Here is an 18696-nt window from a genome sequence, read left to right as displayed (position 1 = left end):
GGTGGGGTCACCGCGCGCAGACGCCGCGCACCACCTCTGAATTGTGCAGCGCAAACGGCGTGCCAATCGTGTATCTGTGCCGTTCGGGGCTTTGGTGGAGTAGAATTCTGCCTGAAAAATAGGCATAATTGAATTTGATGATGAAAAAAGAGGCATGAAATGTCGAACCCGTATCGGGAACGTATCCATGGCGAGCGCGTCGATGTCATCGTCGTCGGTGGCGGGTTGACCGGGCTGGCGCTGGCCATCGCCATCGGTCGTGTCGGTGCGAGGGTGGCCGTCATCGAGGCGCAAACCTTCGAAACGCTGGTGTCGGCCCCGCATGACGGGCGGGTTACGGCCATAGCCCTCGGATCGAAGCGGCTGCTTGAAGGGATCGGCGTCTGGGAGCGCATGGAAGGCGAGGCGGAAGCCATTCTCGACATCGAGGTGGGTGAGCCGGACAGTCTGGGCCGCGTGCACTACGATCACCGGGAGATAGGCGACGATCCGCTGGGATGGATCGTCGAGAACCGCGTTACCCGCAATGCGCTGGTCGACACGGTCCGGGGGCTGGAGACGGTCCGACTGATACCGTCCGCACGTGTGGAACGAATCGAGCGCGACGCTGGAGCGGTGGCGGTGACGACCGATTCCGGCGAGGTATTGCGCGGTTCGTTGATGGCGGTCTGCGAGGGGCGTCAGTCGAGCACCCGCGACCGGCTGGGCATATCTGCCCGTCGCTGGTCCTATGACCAGCTGGGGATTGTCTGCACATTGAGGCACGAACAGCCGCATGGCGGACTGGCCGTCGAGCGCTTCTTTCCCGACGGTCCGTTCGCCATGCTGCCCATGCGCGACAACCGCTCGTCGATCGTCTGGGCGCTGGAAACCGGCCTGGCGAAGCAGGTCACCGCTCTGGATGACGATGCCTTCGTCGCCGAGGTCAGCGAGCGCTTCGGCGACAGCCTAGGCCGACTGTCGCTGGAGGGGCGGCGCTGGGCCTATCCCTTGCAGCTTGTCTGGTCGGACAGTTATGTCGCCGAACGGGTCGCGCTGGTCGGGGATGCCGCGCGTGGTATCCATCCGATTGCGGGACAGGGCTGGAATCTCGCCCTGCGCGATGTCGCTGCACTGGCCGAGATCATCGCCGACCGCATGCGGCTTGGCCTCGATCCGGGCGACGGTGCCGCACTGGAGAATTATGCCGCCTGGCGGCGTTTTGACGGACTGGCGCTGGTTGCCGTCACCGACGGGATCAACCGTCTGTTCGCCAACGATTTCACACCGCTCAGGCTGGCACGCGAAACCGGGCTGGCCGTTGTCGACCGGCTCCCGCCCGCCCGCAGGTTCTTCATGCGTCATGCCATGGGGCTGGTGGGCGATCTGCCCCGGCTGATGCGTGGCGAGGCGTTATGACGACGGTGAGGGAAGTGGCTGACTGACGACATTCTCCAGGCGACGTCCGTCGACCCACCGCTGAAGGTTGTCGATGAAGAACATTGCGTGGCGATCTTCCCAGTCCTCGACCTGATCGCTGCAGTGCGGCGTGATCATCACCCGCTCATGCGCCCATAATGGGCTTTCCGGCGGCAGCGGCTCGTTCTCGAAGACATCGAGGTAGACACCGCGAAAGCGTCCCCTGTCGAGTTCGGCGATCAGTGCCGCCTCGTCGACCACGGCACCCCGGGCCGTATTCACCAGGATCGCGTCGTGTTTCATCGCCGCCAGAAGCCGGGCGTCGATGATGTGCCGGGTCTGCTCGTTGAGCGGCAGGTGAAGGCTGACGATATCGGCCATCGTCACCGCCCTGGGCAGTTCATCCAGTCGTGTTGCGTCATTGCAACCCTCGACCCGTCGCCCGTCGCGCGTGACGGCGGTGATGTGGAACCCGAACCCGGCCGCACGCCCGATGACCGCACGGCCAATGGCGCCGGCTCCCACGACCAGCAGCCGCTGGCCGGCCAGCCCCCGGAACCTGCGCGCCTCGAAGCGCCTTTGCTGTTGTCCGGTGCGAAAACCGTGAAAATCATGGTTCAGGGCGATGATGGCGCCCATGACCGTGTCGGCCTGGAACCCGGCCAGTACGCCACGGCCGTTGGTCAGTGTGATCCGCTGTACATCGAGACCGCTGAAATGCTCGTAGCCCGAGCCGCCCACATGCAGCCAGCGCAGGCCGGGCTGCTCCATGATCGGCCGATGCAGGTGCCGCGGGAACGCCCGGGTGGTGCAACTGTAGGCGATGGTCGGGATGAAATCCGGCAGCAGGCCCGCAAGCTCGTTCTCATCGCGGGCAATGGCCAGTTCGATGTCGGGGAAACGTTGACGGACCTGCGGGGCATAACTGTCGGCATTGCTGTGGGCGATCAGCAGGCGTTCGGAAGGCGTGGTCAAGAAAACGGCTCCGCTCACGGATGGTGATTGCGAAGCCGTTGCTTACGCCCTTGCGCGGCTGTCGACCAGTCCGGCGGGAAGAAGGGGCCGGGACGCCGGGGGTCAGGTTTCCCTTGAGGGCTGCCGGTAGATCTGCGGGCCGTCGAGTTGATCCTTGGGCGGCAGGGCAGGCTGCGGCAGGGCATAGAAACGCGGTTCGCGGTTGTCGAGCGAGCTTTCGAAGGGAAGCCGCATGCGCACGCCGGTCTTCTGCTTTTCGGCTTCTTCCATCGCATCCTGCAACTGCTGCGCCAGCTCCCGGCTCCAGGGCAGGACGTAGGAACGGGGCTCGTCGACGTTGTCGAGCTGTAGCCACAGGAATATGCCCTTGTTTTCCTGTGCCGTGCTGCCGAGCACCGTGGCCTCGTCGGCTGCCGATTTCCACCATTCGAGGGCCACGGGCTTGGGCTTGCTCAGCAGTTCTGCAAAGGCCGCATAAGTCAGCGGCAGGAACAGGATGCTGGCCAGGACGGCGGAGACCTTTACCGAGGTCCGCCTCGGCGACCAGACGCTCAAGATGGCGAGGAAGGCACCGATTATGGCGGCAAGCGTGAAGAATTGCGGTATCGTGGTCATGACTTTTTCCAGCTCCGGAGCTTGGTCTGGAGGTTGTGGACCGATCCGGGAACAAGGTCGCCCTGGCCGTCGAGCTCGAAACGGAAGACCGTGGCCTCCTGCCCCTCACGGTCGAGATCGAGCTTGCTGGCGAGGATCTGCTTGGCCGAGTCCTTCGCCGTCTTCTTGACGCTGGTGACAACTGTCACCGGGATCGGAAAGGTGTGTGCGGGATTGCGATAGAGGTGGACATTGACCGTGTATTCGCCGGGCGGGATGCCGCGGGAATAGGAAACCTCGTAGTTCATTCCGGTGGCGTCCGCCCGCTTTCCAAGGTCGTCGCGCAGCAGGTTGAAGATCACGCCGCCCTTGTTCGAGTAGCCGACGGGGACGTCGCCCGGAGCCTGCACCCACAAGTCGACATCGCTGTCCATCTCGTCCGGCCAGCGCACCTCGATGATGACGTTTCCCGGAGGGTCGACATTCTCCGCGGTCTTTTCGCCCGGCGGATTGAGGTGTGGAAGAAGAAGGATGACAATCGCCACGAAGCCGGCCAGCGCCAGCATGATGACGTCGCGAAATACCGTACCGGTCTCGTCGTCTTCGACGGGATCAAGGGTCTGCATGGTAGTGCTCCGCCCGGTCGACCAACTGGGTCAGCAGGTGAACGGTACCGGTTTCGAGCAGTCGATAGTTCATCATCAACCACATGTTGAGAATGGACCCGACCAGTGTTGTATACAGCGCGACCGACATGCCGCTGATGAGCAGGGAGACCATCGGCCCGACGGCGCTCACATCCGATGCCGTCTCCGGGTTGACGCCCGATAGTGCGATGATGAAACCCAGGACCGTTCCGATCAGGCCCAGCAGCACGAGGCTGTTGGCGATATGCTTGATCAGCGCGATGCGGGTGGCGAGTTTCAGGCGCAGCGCCGCGGCGAGATTGGCACGCCCCTGTCCGTCGAGGGCGCGCGATCGTTCGAGGAACTCGGCCACCCTCGTACCCGGCAATGGTCGCAGCTCCTTGAGCTGGTTGAGTTCGATGCTGGTCTGCCAGACCTTGCGCGTGCAGAGGAAAATGCCGGCCAGGAAAACGGCGATGATGGCCACGACCAGATTGGTGGAGTCACCGGCGAAGATCATCTTGAGCCAGCCTTCGGACCAGACGGCCCCGACCAGGGCAAGAGCTGTGGCGTTGATGACCGCATAGCGAAGGATCAGCAGGTAGCGCTGGGCCACGACACTTTCGGCATTGAGACCCTGCAGGATCGAGCCGAAGGTCGATCCGTTGCGGTCATTGTCGCCGGGGGCCGCGAAGGTCTGGGGCATCGATCGAACTCCGTGGCGAGTTGTCAAGGCTGGACGCGTGCGGCCTGCTCGCCTTGTCGCCGCACTGGCGGCTCGCCGGACATGGGCCGGCGGGCAACGGCAAATCCTGCGATCGATCCCGCAGAAGGCTAACGGAATGGCAGGATATCAACCTTTGGAGACAAAATTCAAAGTAGCAAATTTTAACTTTGTCATCTACCTATAATTGAATTCGATCGAATCGAATTTTATTGATATTCGATCGGATAAATTCAGTTAAACGCAACTTTTCCGCTAATTTCGTACCCTCTCTTAGCAATTCATTTATAAATTATCGAGGATAATGCAGGTCGACTGTGGAACGTTCAGAACCGTCGGGATCTGATAACGGTATGCCTGATACCAAGAATGATGAAGATCGCATCGCCGCGTTGACGTTCGCTGCCGAGGACGGGCAGGCGGAAGCGATGTTCCTGCTCGGCGTGTCCTATGCCCAGGGACAAGGTGTGGAACGCAACGAGACTGCCGCTGCCCGATGGTTTCATCAGGCGTCGAAGCGGGGCCACGCGCGCGCGCGTACCAGCATGGGGTATCTCTATTCCATCGGCAAGGGGGTGCGCCATGATGTGATCCTCGGCTTTCTCTTCCTCACCCAGGCTTCCGAAATGGGTGATCTCCTTGCCAAGGATCTGCTCTCCCGCCTGCGCAAGCAGATGAATCCGGCACAGTTGCGCGAGGCCGAAAAGCGGGTACGGGACCGGGCCGTCTCCTGACCGGTAGTCGCCCGTGTCAAGCGCACGGTTGATCAAAGGGACGGTTCGCGGAATAAGTCCGGCCGCAAGACGGCGTCATCGCCGACGCCAGCTCGAAGCGGATCTCATTCCTGATGTTGCATATCAATGACCTCACGTTGAGGATAGCCGGGCGCGTCCTGCTCGAAGGTGCCAGTCTGCACGTTGCCATGGGCCAGAAAGTGGGTTTCGTCGGCCGTAACGGCACCGGCAAGACCAGTCTGCTGCGGCTGATCGAGGGACGGTTGCAGCCCGATCAGGGCGAGGTGCGCTTGCGCTCGGCTGCAAGGCTTGGCGCGGTGGCGCAGGATGCGCCGGGCGGTGACAGTACGCCGCTCTCGGCCGTGCTCGCTGCCGATCGCGAGCGGCAGTCGCTGCTCGACGAACTTGAGCGATCGCCGGGACCCGAGCGGATTGCCGAGATCGAGACGCGCCTGCTGGAGATCCGTGCGGATGCCGCACCGGCACGGGCCGCGCGCATTCTCAAGGGATTGGGTTTCGACGATGACGGCCAGCTCCGCCCCCTGTCGAGCTTTTCCGGAGGCTGGCGCATGCGTGTCGCGCTGGCCTCGGTCCTGTTCGTCGAGCCCGACCTTCTGCTGCTCGACGAACCCACCAACCACCTCGACCTTGAAGCCACGATGTGGCTGGAACAACATCTCAAGGCGTATCCACGGACGCTGTTCATGGTCAGCCATGATCGTGAACTCCTCAACAGCGTACCGGATCGCATCGTCCATCTCGAAGGCGGACAGCTCAAGGCCTATGCCGGAGGTTATGACAATTTCGAGCGGACCCGCCGCGAGAAGATGGTCCTTGAGGAAAAGGCGCGGGAGAAGCAGGAGCTTCAGCGCAGGCACATCCAGGCCTTCGTCGACCGGTTCCGCTACAAGGCGTCGAAGGCACGCCAGGCGCAAAGCCGCATCAAGATGCTCGAACGCATGCAGCCCGTCGGCGATGTCGTGTCGGAGCCGGAAATCCATTTCGATTTCGGCGGAGCGGCCATTCCCGCACCGCCCATGATCTCGATCGAGAGGGCAGAGGCGGGATATGGAGGCAAGCCGGTGCTGCGGCGGCTGGACCTCAGGCTCGACCCGGAGGACCGGATTGCCCTGCTGGGCGCCAACGGCAACGGCAAGTCGACGCTGGCCAGGCTTCTCGCAGGCACGCTGGAACCGATGGGAGGAACGATTACCCGTGCGCGCAATCTCGAAGTGGGGTTCTTCGCCCAGCACCAGATCGAAAGCCTGCAGGCGGAGCGAACGCCCATAGAGCATTTGCGCGACCTCATGCCGCACCTCACCGAGGAGCGCCTGCGGGCACGGCTCGGCCGCTTCGGGCTGATCCAGCAGAAGGCGGAAACACCGGCGGGGCGCCTGTCGGGCGGCGAGCGCACGCGGCTCAGCCTCGCGCTGATGTGTGTGCGCGATCCGCAGATCCTCATACTCGACGAGCCCTCCAACCATCTCGATATCGACAGTCGACAGGCGTTGATCGAAGCGATCAACACCTTTCCCGGTGCGGTTGTGCTCATCAGCCATGACCGGCGGCTGGTCGAACTCACCGCGGACACGCTGTGGCTGGTGCGGGACGGACGGGTGCGCGAGTTCGATGGCGACCTCGATGACTATCGCCGCGACCTCCTTGAAAGCCGCTCGGACAGACCGGCGAAGCCTCAGCCGGCATCCGCGGTCGACGGGAAAAAGCCGAGTGCGGCGGATCGTAGGTCGAAGCTTGCCCCGCTTCGCGCCCGCGCCCGCGATGCCGAACGCGAGGTGGAGCGGTTGCAGGCCCGAAAGCTCGTTCTCGACGCAAGGCTGGCCGATCCCGCCACTTATGCCGACGGTACCGATGTGGCGGCACTGAACCGTGATGCCGCGGCGCTGGAAGATGCCATCGCAAGCGCCGAAGGCCGATGGCTGGAAGCGGAAGCCGAGATCGAGGCACTGGATCTTGGCTGAACATCCTTGCCCGGCATCGGCCACCGCGCCGTGGCTTCAGGCGGTAGGCATGCCGGCACTGTTCGTCGTCCTGTGGAGCACGGGCTTCATCGGCGCGAAGCTCGGGCTGCCTGACAGCGAGCCCATGACGTTCCTCGCCATCCGCTTTGCCATCGCCGCGGTGATGCTTGCGGTGGCGGCGTGGTTTTCCGGAGCATCATGGCCTCGCGACATGTTCGAGGCGGCGCGCTACGCGCTCATCGGCCTGTTCGTTCACGGAGTCTATCTCGGAGGTGTATTTGCCTCGATTGCCCATGGTGTCGAGGCCGGCGCTTCGGCGCTGATCGTCAGCCTCCAGCCCCTGCTGGTGGCGACCATGGGCGGATTGCTCCTCGGCGAGCGTTCCACCGGTCGCCAATGGGGCGGGCTGGTGCTGGGCGTGATCGGTGTCGCCCTGACCGTGGGCGATAAGCTCTCCACGGGCATTGGTTCTCCTTTTGGTGTTCTTCTCGCTGTGATCGCTCTCATCGGCATGACCATCGGGACGCTGTTGCAGAAGCGCTATGGGCAGGGGATGGACCTGCGCAGCGGTAGCGCCATCCAGTTCGCCGCTGCGATGCTGTTCTGCGGCCTTCTCGCGGCGATGTTCGAGAACGGGCATGTCCACTGGACGCCGAAATTCGCTTTCGCGCTGGCATGGCTGGTCCTGGTCCTGTCATTCGGTGCCATCAGTCTGCTTTACCTGCTCATCCGCCGTGGCGAGGCGACCCGTGTGTCGAGCCTGTTCTTCCTCGTTCCCTCGTCGACCGCGCTGATCGCCTGGTTGCTGTTCGACGAACGGATGACCGGGTTGTCCCTGGTGGGCATGGTGCTGACCATGGTGGCGGTCGCGCTCGTCAGCCTTCCGCATCGCGGAGGCGGTCGGTGGCTGGGAGCTGTCGGCCGGTAGGCACGGCCCTATTCCTCGTGCCGGCAGCAGGAGCGGGAGGAGGCAAGGATCCTGTCGAGCCGGGCCTGGATCGTCTCCATCAGCTTGTCGGCCTCGGGAATGCCGACACTCTGGCATACGCAGCGGGCAGCCGCTTCCGGCTCGGTCGTGATCTTCGACTGTCCCTCGCCGGCGAGGTGCAGAAAGGCCTCGACGACCTTGGGGTCGAACAGTTGCCCCCGCGCATCGCGGATCATGTCGAGGGCGACATCGATATTGCGCGCACCGGCATAGCAGCGCTGGTGTGTCATCGCATCGAAGGTGTCGGCGACCGCCACGACCTTCGCCACCAGTGGAATCCTGCTGCCCTTCAGCCCGTAGGGATAGCCGCTCCCGTCCATGCGTTCGTGATGGTATTCGGCCGCATCGATCTTCACGCGGTCGTTGGCTTCCCTGTCGCTGCGCAGCAGGTTGGCGCCATGGATCGGGTGGGTCTTGATGGTCATGAATTCCTCGTCCGTCAACGGTCCCGGTTTGCAGATGATGGTGGCGGGGATCATCATCTTGCCCAGGTCGTGCAGGTCGGCCGCGTCGCCGAATTCCTGCGACTGTCGTTCGTTGAGGCCCATGTGCCGGCAGATCGAGCGGGTGATGCTGCCGACGCGCAGCGCATGGCGGCCCGTGTGATCGTCACGCAGTTCGGCAAAGGATGCGAGCCTGCGGAACCAGTCGTAATTGCTCGGTGGCGGCCCGGAAAAGAACTTGAGCCAGGCATAGGCCGGGTGGGTCGAGACCATGGGGTAGTCTGCATGGCAATGGCAGATGATATGGCTCAACTCGGCCATGTGCCGGATGCGTGTCGCCGCACTCACGCCGGCAAAGCAGGTCGCCGCGGCCAGTTCAGGCTTCGCGGCGATGGCGGTCAGCAGCAGGCTGATACTACGGCCATAATCCGGAAAATAGGTCTTGCTGAGGAACCGGGTGAGTTCGGGAAAGACCGTTTTGTCGGCATCGACCACCCGGGCCGCGAGACCGAGCCATTGCCGCCTCCAGCGGGAATTGTAGTTGCCGTTGCCGGGTTCGTCGAGATCGGTCGGGCTTGCACTGAACCGGACCGCCTTCGCATCGCCGCGGCGGATATGGATCAGCGTCCTGACTTCGGCGATCAGGCCGAGGATCAGCGTGTGCCGCACGGAGGGCGAGGTTGGCCACTGGCGTTCGAATTCGAGCGCCTGATCGGCGATCCGCATGGCCGTGTCATCGTCGCCCTCGACCGCATGGGCCCAGGCGAGATTGGCCAGCAGCCAGGTCCGCCCCTGGACGCGGCGGATATCGGGGTTGACGAGATCGCTGATCCGGATGGCCGCGAGGATGAACGAACGCGCCTGCACGGTGAGGCCGGTGGCGATCATCCAGTGCACGGTATTCTGGATCATGCCGAGGAAGGACAGGAGCGTCTCGGGGTCCTTCAGCGACTGGACATCGACCCACTCCAGCGCATCCGCCGTTTCGGCGAGCAACGGTCCCACATGGTTGCCGTGGGCATAGAAGTTCAGCCGGCACTGGGCGAGGCGGAACCGTTCGGCCGGCGAGCGTGGTATGCCATGCGGTATGGCGTAGTGGGTGTGCAGGATGCCCACCTCAAGGGGAAGCAGGGCCGAATTGGCGGCAAAGGTGATGGTCAGTTCCTCTGCGGGCGTTCCCAACGGTTTTCCGAAGCCCTGATCGTGCCGCCAGCGGGCAATGGCCTGCAATGTTGCGCGGGCATGTTCGGAAGTGAAATCTCCGGCGAGCGCATGAAAAAGGTCGAGCGCCTCCCTGGTCGATGAGATCCGGATACGTGGCTCCTGCGTCGCCTGCGGCCCGGGATCCTCGATTTGAAACGAGATGCCGGGGTCGGCGATCATGTCGATGGCCTGCTCAATATCGGAATCGCGTCCTTGATCGTGCAAATCCATGGCACACACGGCTTCAGGTTGTTCATGGAAATAGTTTCGCTAATGAAAACTAGCGACAACATGCAAAAATCGCAATTTCGCTAATAAATCCCATTTCGCAAGAGTATTTTCATAAAAACATTGCCAACAGGTGAAATGGGATGATCTGCAAGAACTTCCTCGCTTCATTTCCCGGAAAATGTATGCTGATAGGACTTTTTGACCTGAATTGAAATTCTGCACAACGTGACGAAACGCATGGCAAATCGGGTCGCGGCCGTGGTCGGCGGAGTCCTTCAGAGGTCATGCACCACGGATCTGAGGATTTCGAGGAAGCGTTGCTGAGGCAGGTTGGGGAGCCATTGGCGGCGGTGCGTGTAGCCGATGATGCGCGCGCTGGGGGGCAGGTCCAGGTCGAGCTGACACAGGAGGCCGTGGGTGAGATCGTCGCGGACCTGGGACAGGGAAACGAGGGTGAGACGGTCGGTGGCGCGCAGGAGCCCGCGCATGACGCTGTGTGCGCCGGTCTCGATTGCGGCCGCCGGCGCCTGCGGCAGCTCGCCGAGCAGCCGTTCGAAATATTCGCGCGCCGGTGCGCTGGTGCGCGGGGCGATCCAGCTGAACCCGTGCAGGTCGGCCAGCGTCAGCCTGTGCCGTCCTTCGAGGGCGTGTCCCTTGCGTGCAACCACGACGAGTTCATCGCCGAAAAGGGCGTGTTCCTCGAATTCCTCGCTCAGGTCGCCGCGGCGCAGCGCGCCGATGATGAGGTCGATGTCGGCATGTCCCAGCGCACGCGACAGGGTCGCGTAGTAGCCATCGACAATTGAACAGTCGATGCGCGGGTATTCGACGGTGAACCGGGCGAGTGCTGCGGGCAGGATCGTCGATTGTGCCAGGGGCAGGCAGCCGATGGCCAGCCGGCCGGTATATTCACCGCGCCAGATGCGCAGTTCGTCTTCAGCCTCGCGCAGTTCGGCCAGTGCCAGTCGGCTCAGGCGCGCCAGCTGTTCCGCACGCCGGGTGGGACCGAGGCCGGTCGAGGTGCGCTCCAGCAGGGCCACGCCGAGCCTCAGTTCGAGGTCGCGGCACGAACGGCTTATGCTGGAAACGCGAAGGTCGCAGGCGCGCGCCGCCATGCGCAGACTGCCTTCCTCGGCGACGGCGATCAGCGCCCGGATGCGTGACATGGACAGCTGCCCGGCGAGATGGGGACGCGCGCCGATCTCGCTCATGGCCCGGCGCAGATGGTCCGTGCAGCGCTCGACCCGGACCCGCAGGATCCGTCCCGGTTCGGTGAGGACCATGCCGTCGTGGCGGCGGTCGAACAGCGGCACGCCCAGGCGCGCTTCCAGCCCGGCCAGCGCCTGGGTGAGGGCCGGCTGCGACGCCGCGACCGATTCGGCCGCCGCCGATATCGTGCCCCGCCCGGCGATGGCAAGAAACCCGCCGAGGTGACGCAGGTTGGTCAGACATCCATGCGCCGGCATGTTCCGCTATCCCTGATCTTGCCCGTTTCGTAGCCCTTGTCCTCAGGATAACCGATTTGTTTTCCATGATAAACGGGGATCCCGAAACCCGCGACGAGACAGTAAATTGCATAAAATGAATAATGCCGCGCAAATTGTACATGCTTCGAATTGGGCAAAGGGGAAGGAAAAGCGCAATGTAGGACAAGACGCAACATATCAGGGAGGAACCGCAGTCATGTCAGCGGACAAGACCGCGCTCGTCATCAGTGCTCATTCAGCCGATTTCGTCTGGCGGTGCGGAGGTGCCATCGCCCTGCATCAGCAACTTGGTTACAAGGTCACGGTCGTCTGCCTGTCCTATGGCGAGCGTGGCGAGAGTGCCAAGTTGTGGAAGCTGCCGGGCATGACGCTGGACAGGGTCAAGTCCGAGCGCAGGACCGAAGCGGAGAATGCCGCGCGGGCTCTGGGTACCCATGAGATCCTGTTCTTCGATCTGGGAGATTATCCGCTTGAGCTGGATCGCGAGGCCAAGAACAGGCTCGTCGATGTGATCCGTCGGGTGCAGCCCCGCTTCATGCTCAGTCATTCCCAGTACGACCCGTACAATACCGATCACATGTATGCCACGACGGTGGCCCTTGAGACCCGCATGATTGCCCAGGCATGGGGCCACAATCCGGGGGAGAAGGTGCTGGGAGCGCCGCAGCTCTATCTGTTCGAACCGCATCAGACCGAGCAGATGGGCTGGAAACCCGACACATTCCTCGACATCACTCCCGTGTGGGAGAAAAAGCGCGCGGCGATCGAGTGCATGCAGGGGCAGGAGCACCTGTGGGAATACTACACCCGCGTCGCGCAGAACCGGGCCAATCACTTCAAGCGCAATTCCGGCGGACAGTCCGGCGGGCGCGACTGCAAATATGCCGAGGGTTTCCAGTCGATCTTCCCGCGCACGGTCGACGAACTCTGAATTGCACAGTCAGGCTGTAATATCTGGATATTCACATATTTGATCCGCAGATTCGGCGGTCAGGGAGAACCGGGAAATGAATGTCGTCGTGCAGAACATCGAGCGTGCCGATGCGGACGTCATCAAGGGGCTGGGCGAGGCCGGGGTGGCGACGGTGCATGAGGCACAGGGAAGGAAGGGCCTGCTGGCCAGCTACATGCGGCCGATATGGCCCGGGGCGGCGGTGGCGGGCAGTGCTGTGACGATCCTCGCTCCGCCGTGCGACAACTGGATGCTGCATGTGGCCATCGAGCAGGTCAAGCCCGGCGACATGCTGGTGCTGGCGACCACGTCTCCGTCGGACGCCGGCTATTTCGGCGATCTGATTGCCACATCGGCCAAGGCTCGCGGCTGTATCGGACTGGTCATCGATGCCGGAGTGCGCGATGTGCGCGACCTCACCGCCATGGGCTTTCCGGTATGGTCGAAGGCCGTCTGTGCACAGGGGACCGTCAAGGAGACACTGGGTTCGATCAATGTTCCGGTCGTTTGTGCCGGAGCGGCCGTCGAGCCTGGCGATGTGATCGTCGCGGATGACGACGGCGTCTGCGTGGTCCGTCGTGCCGAGGCGGCCGAGGTGTTGGACAAGGCCCGGGCACGCACGGCAAACGAGGACGAAAAGCGCCAGCGACTGGCCCGGGGCGAACTCGGTCTCGACATGTACAAGATGCGCGAGCGTCTGGCGGAAAAGGGGCTGCGCTATGTCTGACGGCATACCGTGCATGTGGATGCGCGGGGGCTCGTCCAAGGGTGCCTATTTCCTGGCAGGAGATCTGCCGGAGGACGGGACGGTCCGGGACGCGCTGCTGCTGGCGATCATGGGATCACCCGATCCGCGCCAGATCGACGGTATCGGCGGGGCCGATCCGCTGACCTCCAAGGTGGCGGTGGTGCGCCGGTCGCAGCGGCCGGATGCAGATGTCGATTATCTCTTCTTGCAGGTATTTCCCGACAAGCCGGTCGTCAGCGATGCGCAGAACTGCGGCAATATCCTCGCCGGCGTCGGCCCGTTCGCCATCGAGCGCGGGCTTGTGGCAGCTGGAAACGGCACGACCGAAGTTCGTATCTTCATGGAGAATTCCGGGGAAACGGCAACAGCGGTGGTGGACACGCCGGATGGCGTCGTGAGCTATCGCGGGGATGCCTCCATCGCCGGTGTACCCGGCCATCATGCTCCCGTGCCGTTGATGTTCGGGAATATCGCCGGTTCGATGTGCGGGGCACTTCTCCCCAGCGGGAACCCTGTCGATCGTGTCGAAGGTATCGATGTGACACTCATCGACAACGGTATGCCATGCGTCATCCTCGATGCCGTGGCTCTGGGTGTCACCGGACGCGAGAGCCGCGAGGAACTGGAAGCCAACGAGGCATTGAAGCGGCAGCTCGAAGCCATCCGCCTGGCCGTCGGTCCGATGATGAACCTGGGCGATGTCGCCGCCAAATCGGTGCCCAAGATGACGTTGGTTGCACCTCCGGCCGAGGGTGGGGTGGTCGCGACGCGAAGCTTCATACCCCACCGCTGCCACGCCTCGATCGGCGTGCTCGCCGCGGTCTCGGTAGCTACCGCCTGCCTGCTGCCCGATGGACCTGCCGCCCGGCGGGCTGTTCTTCCGCAAGGGGAGATATTTGCCGTCGAGCATCCAAGCGGGTCCGTCGAGGTGATGCTGGAGCGTGATGCGCAGGGAGAGGTGATCCGGGCTGGCACGTTGCGCACAGCACGCAAGCTGTTCGACGGACTGGTCTTCGCGCCATGATGACCGGTCATTATCCCCGAGTGAAGATATTCAACAATATTACCGAGTGAGTTCCGATGATGGATCCCGATTATCTGCCGTTTCATCCCGACCCGAAGAAGCCGGACTATCGCCCGCCTGCCGGTGCCGTCGATGCGCATTGTCATGTGTTCGGCCCGGCTGCCGTGTTCCCGTTCGCGCCCGAGCGCAAGTACACGCCCGTCGATGCGCCGAAGGAGCAGCTGTTTGCCCTGCGCGATCACCTGGGCTTCGCCCGCAATGTCATCGTCCAGGCGACCTGCCACGGTCGGGATAACACCGCTCTGGTCGATGCCCTGCGCGGATCGGACGGAAAGGCACGCGGCGTTGCCATCGCCGGTCCCGAGGCGAGCGACGAGGAATTGCAGCAGTTGCACCGCGACGGAGTGCGCGGCGTGCGTTTCAACTTCATCAAGCGGCTCGTCGATGCGACACCGAAAGAGGTGTTCCAGACGGTCGCACAGCGCATCCAGCCGCTTGGCTGGCACACAGTGGTCTATTTCGAGGCTGCCGAGCTGCCGGAACTGGTGCCCTTCCTCGAAACGCTGCCGGGTACGGTGGTGATCGACCACATGGGCCGCCCGGATACCGCCGCCGGGGTCGACGGGCCGGCCTTCGCCAGTTTCCTCGCCTTTCTCCATACCCGCCCGAACTTCATGGTCAAGGTCTCCTGTCCCGAGCGGCTCACGGTCGAGGGACCGCCCTATCATGACGTGGTTCCGTTTGCCCGTACACTTGTGGAGCAGTTCCCCGATCGTGTTCTATGGGGGACGGACTGGCCACATCCCAACATGCGCTCGCACGTGCCGGACGATGGCGAACTGGTCGACATCATTCCACAGATCGCGCCGACCGGGGAGTTGCAGCGCAAGCTCCTGATCGACAATCCCATGCGGCTGTACTGGCCCGAGGAGGCCGGACAATGATCCCGGCGGCACTACGCGACAAACTCGTTGCGGCGATGGCCACCATCATGTGCCTCGCCTGCATCCTGTGGAACGTCGAGGCTCCGACCCGGCTCGGTTTTGCCGTCCTGACCCAGCAATACATGGCCCTGCAACTGGGTCTGGCGCTCGCCATCGCCTATCTGCGCTTCGGGTTCGACGGCAGGGAGACCGAAGGTACGGGCCGGGTCGACGGTGTGATAGCCATCGTCGTCCTCCTCACGCTTCTCTATGCGATGTGGGACTTTTCCTGGCTGTTGCATGAACAGGCCTATCGGCCGTGGCAGATCACCGTCATCGGTGCCGTGGTCACCCTGGCTGTCATGGAAGGCGTTCGCCGCCGTGCGGGCTGGATGCTCTTCTCGATTGTCGCGGTGTTCATCGTCTACGCCCTGTTAGCCGACAAGGTGCCGGGCCGGCTGATCGGCAAGGAACTGAGCCCGCTGCGTCTGGTGCAGTACATCGGCTTCGATTCCAGTGCGGTGTTTTCCACGCCCCTGGCCGTGGGAACGATCATCGTCCTGCTGTTCGTGTTCTTCGGCCAGTTGCTGTTTGCGGCTGGCGGAGGCGCCTTCCTCACCGATCTGGCCATGGCCGCAGCTGGCCGTTCGCGCGGCGGCAGTGCGAAGATCTCGGTGATCGGATCGGCGCTGTTCGGCTCGATTTCGGGCAGTGCGGTTTCCAACGTGGTCACCACCGGTGTCGTCACCATCCCGCTCATGGAACGCAGCGGCTACTCCAAGCGCGATGCCGGAGCCATCGAGGCGGTCGCCTCCACGGGCGGGCAGCTCACGCCGCCGATCATGGGAGCCGCCGCCTTCCTCATGGCCGAGTTCCTCGATATCTCCTACCTGACGGTGGCGGTCGCCGCATTGCTTCCGGCCATGCTCTATTACCTGAGCGTCTTTATCCAGGTGGATCTGATCGCCGGTCGTGATGATATCCGGACCACTGATCTCGAAGGTCTGACCGTCCGCGAGGTCCTGGCCGACGGCTGGCACTTCGTCGTTCCCTTTGTTGTTCTGCTCGGCGCGCTGTTCATCTGGCGGATGGATCCCGAGGATTCCGCGCTGCTGGCCTCGCTGGTCATCGTCGCCGTCGGCATGGTGCGCGACTATCGCGGACAAAGGCTGACATTCTCCGGGCTCGGCCGTGTCTTCGTCGATACCGGCACGGGCATGGTCGACCTCATCCTCGTGGTGGCGGCCGCCGGCTTTGTCATCGGCATCCTCAACATCACCGGGCTGGGCTTCGCGCTGACGCTGGTGCTGGTCGATGCCGTGGGATCGAACATCATCCTGCTGCTGCTGATTTCGGCCGTCATCTGCATCGTCCTCGGCATGGGCATGCCGACTTCGGGGGTTTACGTGCTGCTGGCGGCTCTGGTCGCTCCATCGCTGGTCGAGGCCGGGACGCAGCCCATCGCCGCTCACCTGTTCATTCTCTATTTCGGCATGATGTCGATGATCACGCCGCCGGTTGCGCTCGCCGCCTTCGCCGCGGCGACCATCACCAAGGACAATCCCCTGTCCACGGGGCTTGCCGCGATGCGCGTGGGCTGGGCATCGTTCATCATACCGTTCGTCTTCGTCGCATCGCCGGCATTGTTGCTCGATGGCAGCATTCCCGACATCGTCATTACCATGGTCGAATCCGTCGTTGGCATCGTTGCCGTGACGGCCGGCATCGTCGGTTTCTGGGGCGTCCGTCTGGGGCTCGCGATGCGGGCGATCATAACCGTGCTGGGTTTGCTTGCCCTGCCGCTGGGCTTCATCCCCGAGGGAGGCTTCGTTCACATTCCCGCAACCCTGGCGGCCCTGGCGGTGGCGGCCATCCTTCACTTCCGTTCGAACCAACATCAACATCAGGAGAGGTCCATACCATGAAGAATTTCAGCCGATTGCTGGCCACGGCGGCCCTGGGGCTGGTCGTTGCCGCCACTGCCGCCCGGGCGCAGGTCGTCACCATCGCCACCGGCGCCCAGGGCTCGCTCGCCTACAATTCGGGGCAGGCCGTGGCCAAGGTGGCCAATGACGCGGGGATCACGGCCCGTACCCAGCCGCTGGTGGGTTATCTGCCGCTGATCAACAACGGTGAGGTGGATTTCGGCTTTTCCAACGGCGTCGAGGCCGAGTATGCGCTGGACGGGTCCGGCAATTATGACCGCGCCAACCCGAGTCTGCGGCTGGTGGGCGTGATGTTCCCGCTGGTCACGGGTCTGATGGCCCCCTGCGACCTCGGGCTGAAGACCATTGCCGACCTCAGGGACAATGCCGCCGATCTGCGCATCGCCTCGGAATATACTTCCTCGACGATCATTCCCTATTATATCCAGGGCGGTCTTGCCAATGGCAACCTGACCTATGACGACTTCAAGAAGCAGCCGGTATCGAGTTTCGTTGCCGGTATCGAGGCGCTGGGCGACGGCCTGGTCGATGTGGCGCTGGTGAGTCTCAATTCCGGCGCTGGCAAGCAGGCGGCGGTCAAGCTTCAGTCGCGCGGCGGACTTTGCTACATCTCGCTCGACAATAGCGACGAGGGTATTGCCGCCTTCAAGAACTTTCTGCCAGCAGGGAAAATCGTCACAAGGGCGAAGAACGACAACGTGACCGGGCTGGAGGACTACGACGCCAACCTGATCCAGATTCCCTGGATGATGCTGACCAACGATCAGGTCGATCCGGATCTCGTCTACCGCATGACCAAGGCCGTGGCCGAGAACAAGGACGAGCTCAAGGCATCGTTCGGTGCCTTCGCCCAGGCCGACCGGGACACCATGGCACCGAGCAACGCCGTGCCTTACCATCCCGGTGCTCTCCGCTACTTCGAGGAAGCCGGTATCAAGGTCGGCGACTGACACTCATGCGGCAACCGATCCCGCCGATAGCTGGCACGAGCCGGTCCGGTGGGATCGCCGGTATGCTCCACATTCGGGGGATGGCTCCCTATGATGACTGAACTCACGGCCGGCGATGGCCACCGTCTGGATTGCTGGATCGAACCGGCGCAGGGCAGGCGTCGGGGCGGAATCGTCCTGCTTCAGGAGATCTTCGGTGTTACCGACCAGCTCAAGGGGGTAGCCCGGCGCTATGCCGGGCAGGGTTACGAGGTGGCGATTCCGGCGCTGTTCGACCGGCGCGCGAAGGGGGCGGTCATACCGTTCGACGAGGCCCCGCGCGGCCGCGATCTCATGATGGCGAGCAAGCTCGACGAGACGATGGCCGATATCGATGCAGCGGTGCGCGCCCTTGCGGCGAACGGCGGCAAGGTGGGCGTGATCGGCTTTTGCTGGGGCGGGGGACTGGCCTTGCGGGCGGCGCAGGTCCTCGACATCGACGGTGCCGTGGCCTTCTACGGGACCCGGCTGCCGCAATATCTCGATCGGCCGCTCAGGGCGCCGCTGCTCGGGCATTTCGGCAGTCGTGACGAGCACGTGCCCGTCGAGATGCTGGAGCAGGCGAAATCCGCGCTTCCGGAGATGGAAATCCGCATGTACGAGGCGGGACATGCCTTTGCCAACGATGCCCGGCCGGCCTATGTCGCCGAGGCGGCCGAACTCGCCCACGAGCGCACCGGGGCATTCCTTGCCCTGCATGTCGGTTAGAATTTTTCCCGTCAAGGTGGAGCC

The 18696-nt window shown here is 63.3% G+C and carries 17 protein-coding genes; 11 read left to right on the top strand and 6 right to left on the bottom strand.

Going from position 1 to position 18696, the window contains the following annotated elements; genetic code table 11:
• Positions 1–159: 159 nt before the first annotated feature.
• Positions 160–1398 carry a UbiH/UbiF/VisC/COQ6 family ubiquinone biosynthesis hydroxylase gene (locus H6851_19450; GenBank protein ID MCB9945788.1) on the top strand — a complete coding sequence of 413 codons (1239 nt, stop codon included), beginning with the start codon at positions 160–162 and terminating at the stop codon, positions 1396–1398.
• On the opposite strand, the gene H6851_19445 is transcribed toward H6851_19450, so the two are convergent.
• From H6851_19445 to H6851_19430, 4 genes are all read right to left on the bottom strand, one after another.
• Complete coding sequence (locus H6851_19445) at positions 1393–2373, bottom strand: D-2-hydroxyacid dehydrogenase (protein MCB9945787.1); 981 nt, start codon at positions 2371–2373, stop codon at positions 1393–1395. The genes H6851_19450 and H6851_19445 overlap by 6 nt on opposite strands.
• 102 nt (positions 2374–2475) lie before the next feature.
• Complete coding sequence (locus H6851_19440) at positions 2476–2988, bottom strand: hypothetical protein (protein MCB9945786.1); 513 nt, start codon at positions 2986–2988, stop codon at positions 2476–2478.
• Complete coding sequence (locus H6851_19435; protein ID MCB9945785.1) at positions 2985–3593, bottom strand: hypothetical protein; 609 nt, start codon at positions 3591–3593, stop codon at positions 2985–2987. The genes H6851_19440 and H6851_19435 overlap by 4 nt, the downstream gene beginning before the upstream one ends.
• Positions 3580–4113: a MotA/TolQ/ExbB proton channel family protein gene (locus tag H6851_19430; protein MCB9945784.1), complete on the bottom strand. Its 534-nt coding sequence runs from the start codon at positions 4111–4113 to the stop codon at positions 3580–3582. The genes H6851_19435 and H6851_19430 overlap by 14 nt, the downstream gene beginning before the upstream one ends.
• Before the next feature lie 557 nt (positions 4114–4670).
• Here H6851_19430 and H6851_19425 point away from each other — a divergent pair.
• From H6851_19425 to H6851_19415, 3 genes are all read left to right on the top strand, one after another.
• On the top strand, positions 4671–5051 hold the full coding sequence (locus H6851_19425) for a sel1 repeat family protein (GenBank protein MCB9945783.1): 381 nt from the start codon (positions 4671–4673) through the stop codon (positions 5049–5051).
• Positions 5052–5164: 113 nt separating this feature from the next.
• Positions 5165–7030, top strand: a complete 1866-nt coding sequence (locus H6851_19420; protein ID MCB9945782.1) for an ABC-F family ATP-binding cassette domain-containing protein — start codon at positions 5165–5167, stop codon at positions 7028–7030.
• Between the two features lie 49 nt (positions 7031–7079).
• Positions 7080–7958, top strand: coding sequence for a DMT family transporter (locus H6851_19415; GenBank protein ID MCB9945781.1), 879 nt, complete (start codon positions 7080–7082; stop codon positions 7956–7958).
• Between the two features lie 8 nt (positions 7959–7966).
• On the opposite strand, the gene H6851_19410 is transcribed toward H6851_19415, so the two are convergent.
• Together H6851_19410 and H6851_19405 are read right to left on the bottom strand one after the other, a co-directional pair.
• Positions 7967–9895, bottom strand: a complete 1929-nt coding sequence (locus H6851_19410; GenBank protein ID MCB9945780.1) for an HD-GYP domain-containing protein — start codon at positions 9893–9895, stop codon at positions 7967–7969.
• A 275-nt stretch (positions 9896–10170) separates the two neighbouring features.
• On the bottom strand, positions 10171–11361 hold the full coding sequence (locus H6851_19405) for a LysR family transcriptional regulator (protein ID MCB9945779.1): 1191 nt from the start codon (positions 11359–11361) through the stop codon (positions 10171–10173).
• Between the two features lie 217 nt (positions 11362–11578).
• Here H6851_19405 and H6851_19400 point away from each other — a divergent pair, with 217 nt between their 5' ends.
• From H6851_19400 to H6851_19370, 7 genes are all read left to right on the top strand, one after another.
• Positions 11579–12313: a PIG-L family deacetylase gene (locus tag H6851_19400; GenBank protein ID MCB9945778.1), complete on the top strand. Its 735-nt coding sequence runs from the start codon at positions 11579–11581 to the stop codon at positions 12311–12313.
• A gap of 76 nt (positions 12314–12389) precedes the next feature.
• Positions 12390–13061, top strand: coding sequence for a 4-carboxy-4-hydroxy-2-oxoadipate aldolase/oxaloacetate decarboxylase (locus H6851_19395; protein MCB9945777.1), 672 nt, complete (start codon positions 12390–12392; stop codon positions 13059–13061).
• Positions 13054–14106: a 4-oxalomesaconate tautomerase gene (locus H6851_19390; protein MCB9945776.1), complete on the top strand. Its 1053-nt coding sequence runs from the start codon at positions 13054–13056 to the stop codon at positions 14104–14106. Before H6851_19395 ends, H6851_19390 begins: the two co-directional genes overlap by 8 nt.
• 59 nt (positions 14107–14165) lie before the next feature.
• Entirely contained in the window at positions 14166–15050 is an 885-nt protein-coding gene (locus H6851_19385; GenBank protein ID MCB9945775.1) for an amidohydrolase family protein, read from the top strand.
• A complete protein-coding gene (locus H6851_19380; GenBank protein ID MCB9945774.1) occupies positions 15047–16954 on the top strand; it encodes a TRAP transporter fused permease subunit in 1908 nt (635 codons plus the stop codon). Before H6851_19385 ends, H6851_19380 begins: the two co-directional genes overlap by 4 nt.
• Positions 16951–17925, top strand: coding sequence for a TAXI family TRAP transporter solute-binding subunit (locus H6851_19375; GenBank protein ID MCB9945773.1), 975 nt, complete (start codon positions 16951–16953; stop codon positions 17923–17925). The genes H6851_19380 and H6851_19375 overlap by 4 nt, the downstream gene beginning before the upstream one ends.
• Before the next feature lie 90 nt (positions 17926–18015).
• Positions 18016–18672, top strand: a complete 657-nt coding sequence (locus H6851_19370) for a dienelactone hydrolase family protein (protein ID MCB9945772.1) — start codon at positions 18016–18018, stop codon at positions 18670–18672.
• The last annotated feature ends 24 nt before the right edge of the window (positions 18673–18696 follow it).

This window comes from Geminicoccaceae bacterium (assembly GCA_020638465.1).
Classification (GTDB): Bacteria; Pseudomonadota; Alphaproteobacteria; order Geminicoccales; family Geminicoccaceae; genus JAGREO01.
This window is presented reverse-complemented; position numbering and strand designations above follow the sequence as displayed.

Excerpts from the sequence above, each read along its gene's own strand:
- H6851_19425 (MCB9945783.1), top strand. The coding sequence starts at position 4,671 with ATGCCTGATACCAAGAATGATGAAGATCGCATCGCCGCGTTGACGTTC.
- H6851_19440 (MCB9945786.1), bottom strand. The coding sequence starts at position 2,988 with ATGACCACGATACCGCAATTCTTCACGCTTGCCGCCATAATCGGTGCC.
- H6851_19400 (MCB9945778.1), top strand. The coding sequence starts at position 11,579 with ATGTCAGCGGACAAGACCGCGCTCGTCATCAGTGCTCATTCAGCCGAT.
- H6851_19430 (MCB9945784.1), bottom strand. The coding sequence starts at position 4,113 with ATGATCTTCGCCGGTGACTCCACCAATCTGGTCGTGGCCATCATCGCC.
- H6851_19385 (MCB9945775.1), top strand. The coding sequence starts at position 14,166 with ATGGATCCCGATTATCTGCCGTTTCATCCCGACCCGAAGAAGCCGGAC.
- H6851_19435 (MCB9945785.1), bottom strand. The coding sequence starts at position 3,593 with ATGCAGACCCTTGATCCCGTCGAAGACGACGAGACCGGTACGGTATTT.
- H6851_19450 (MCB9945788.1), top strand. The coding sequence starts at position 160 with ATGTCGAACCCGTATCGGGAACGTATCCATGGCGAGCGCGTCGATGTC.
- H6851_19390 (MCB9945776.1), top strand. The coding sequence starts at position 13,054 with ATGTCTGACGGCATACCGTGCATGTGGATGCGCGGGGGCTCGTCCAAG.
- H6851_19405 (MCB9945779.1), bottom strand. The coding sequence starts at position 11,361 with ATGCCGGCGCATGGATGTCTGACCAACCTGCGTCACCTCGGCGGGTTT.
- H6851_19420 (MCB9945782.1), top strand. The coding sequence starts at position 5,165 with ATGTTGCATATCAATGACCTCACGTTGAGGATAGCCGGGCGCGTCCTG.
- H6851_19395 (MCB9945777.1), top strand. The coding sequence starts at position 12,390 with ATGAATGTCGTCGTGCAGAACATCGAGCGTGCCGATGCGGACGTCATC.
- H6851_19375 (MCB9945773.1), top strand. The coding sequence starts at position 16,951 with ATGAAGAATTTCAGCCGATTGCTGGCCACGGCGGCCCTGGGGCTGGTC.
- H6851_19415 (MCB9945781.1), top strand. The coding sequence starts at position 7,080 with ATGCCGGCACTGTTCGTCGTCCTGTGGAGCACGGGCTTCATCGGCGCG.
- H6851_19380 (MCB9945774.1), top strand. The coding sequence starts at position 15,047 with ATGATCCCGGCGGCACTACGCGACAAACTCGTTGCGGCGATGGCCACC.
- H6851_19410 (MCB9945780.1), bottom strand. The coding sequence starts at position 9,895 with ATGGATTTGCACGATCAAGGACGCGATTCCGATATTGAGCAGGCCATC.
- H6851_19370 (MCB9945772.1), top strand. The coding sequence starts at position 18,016 with ATGATGACTGAACTCACGGCCGGCGATGGCCACCGTCTGGATTGCTGG.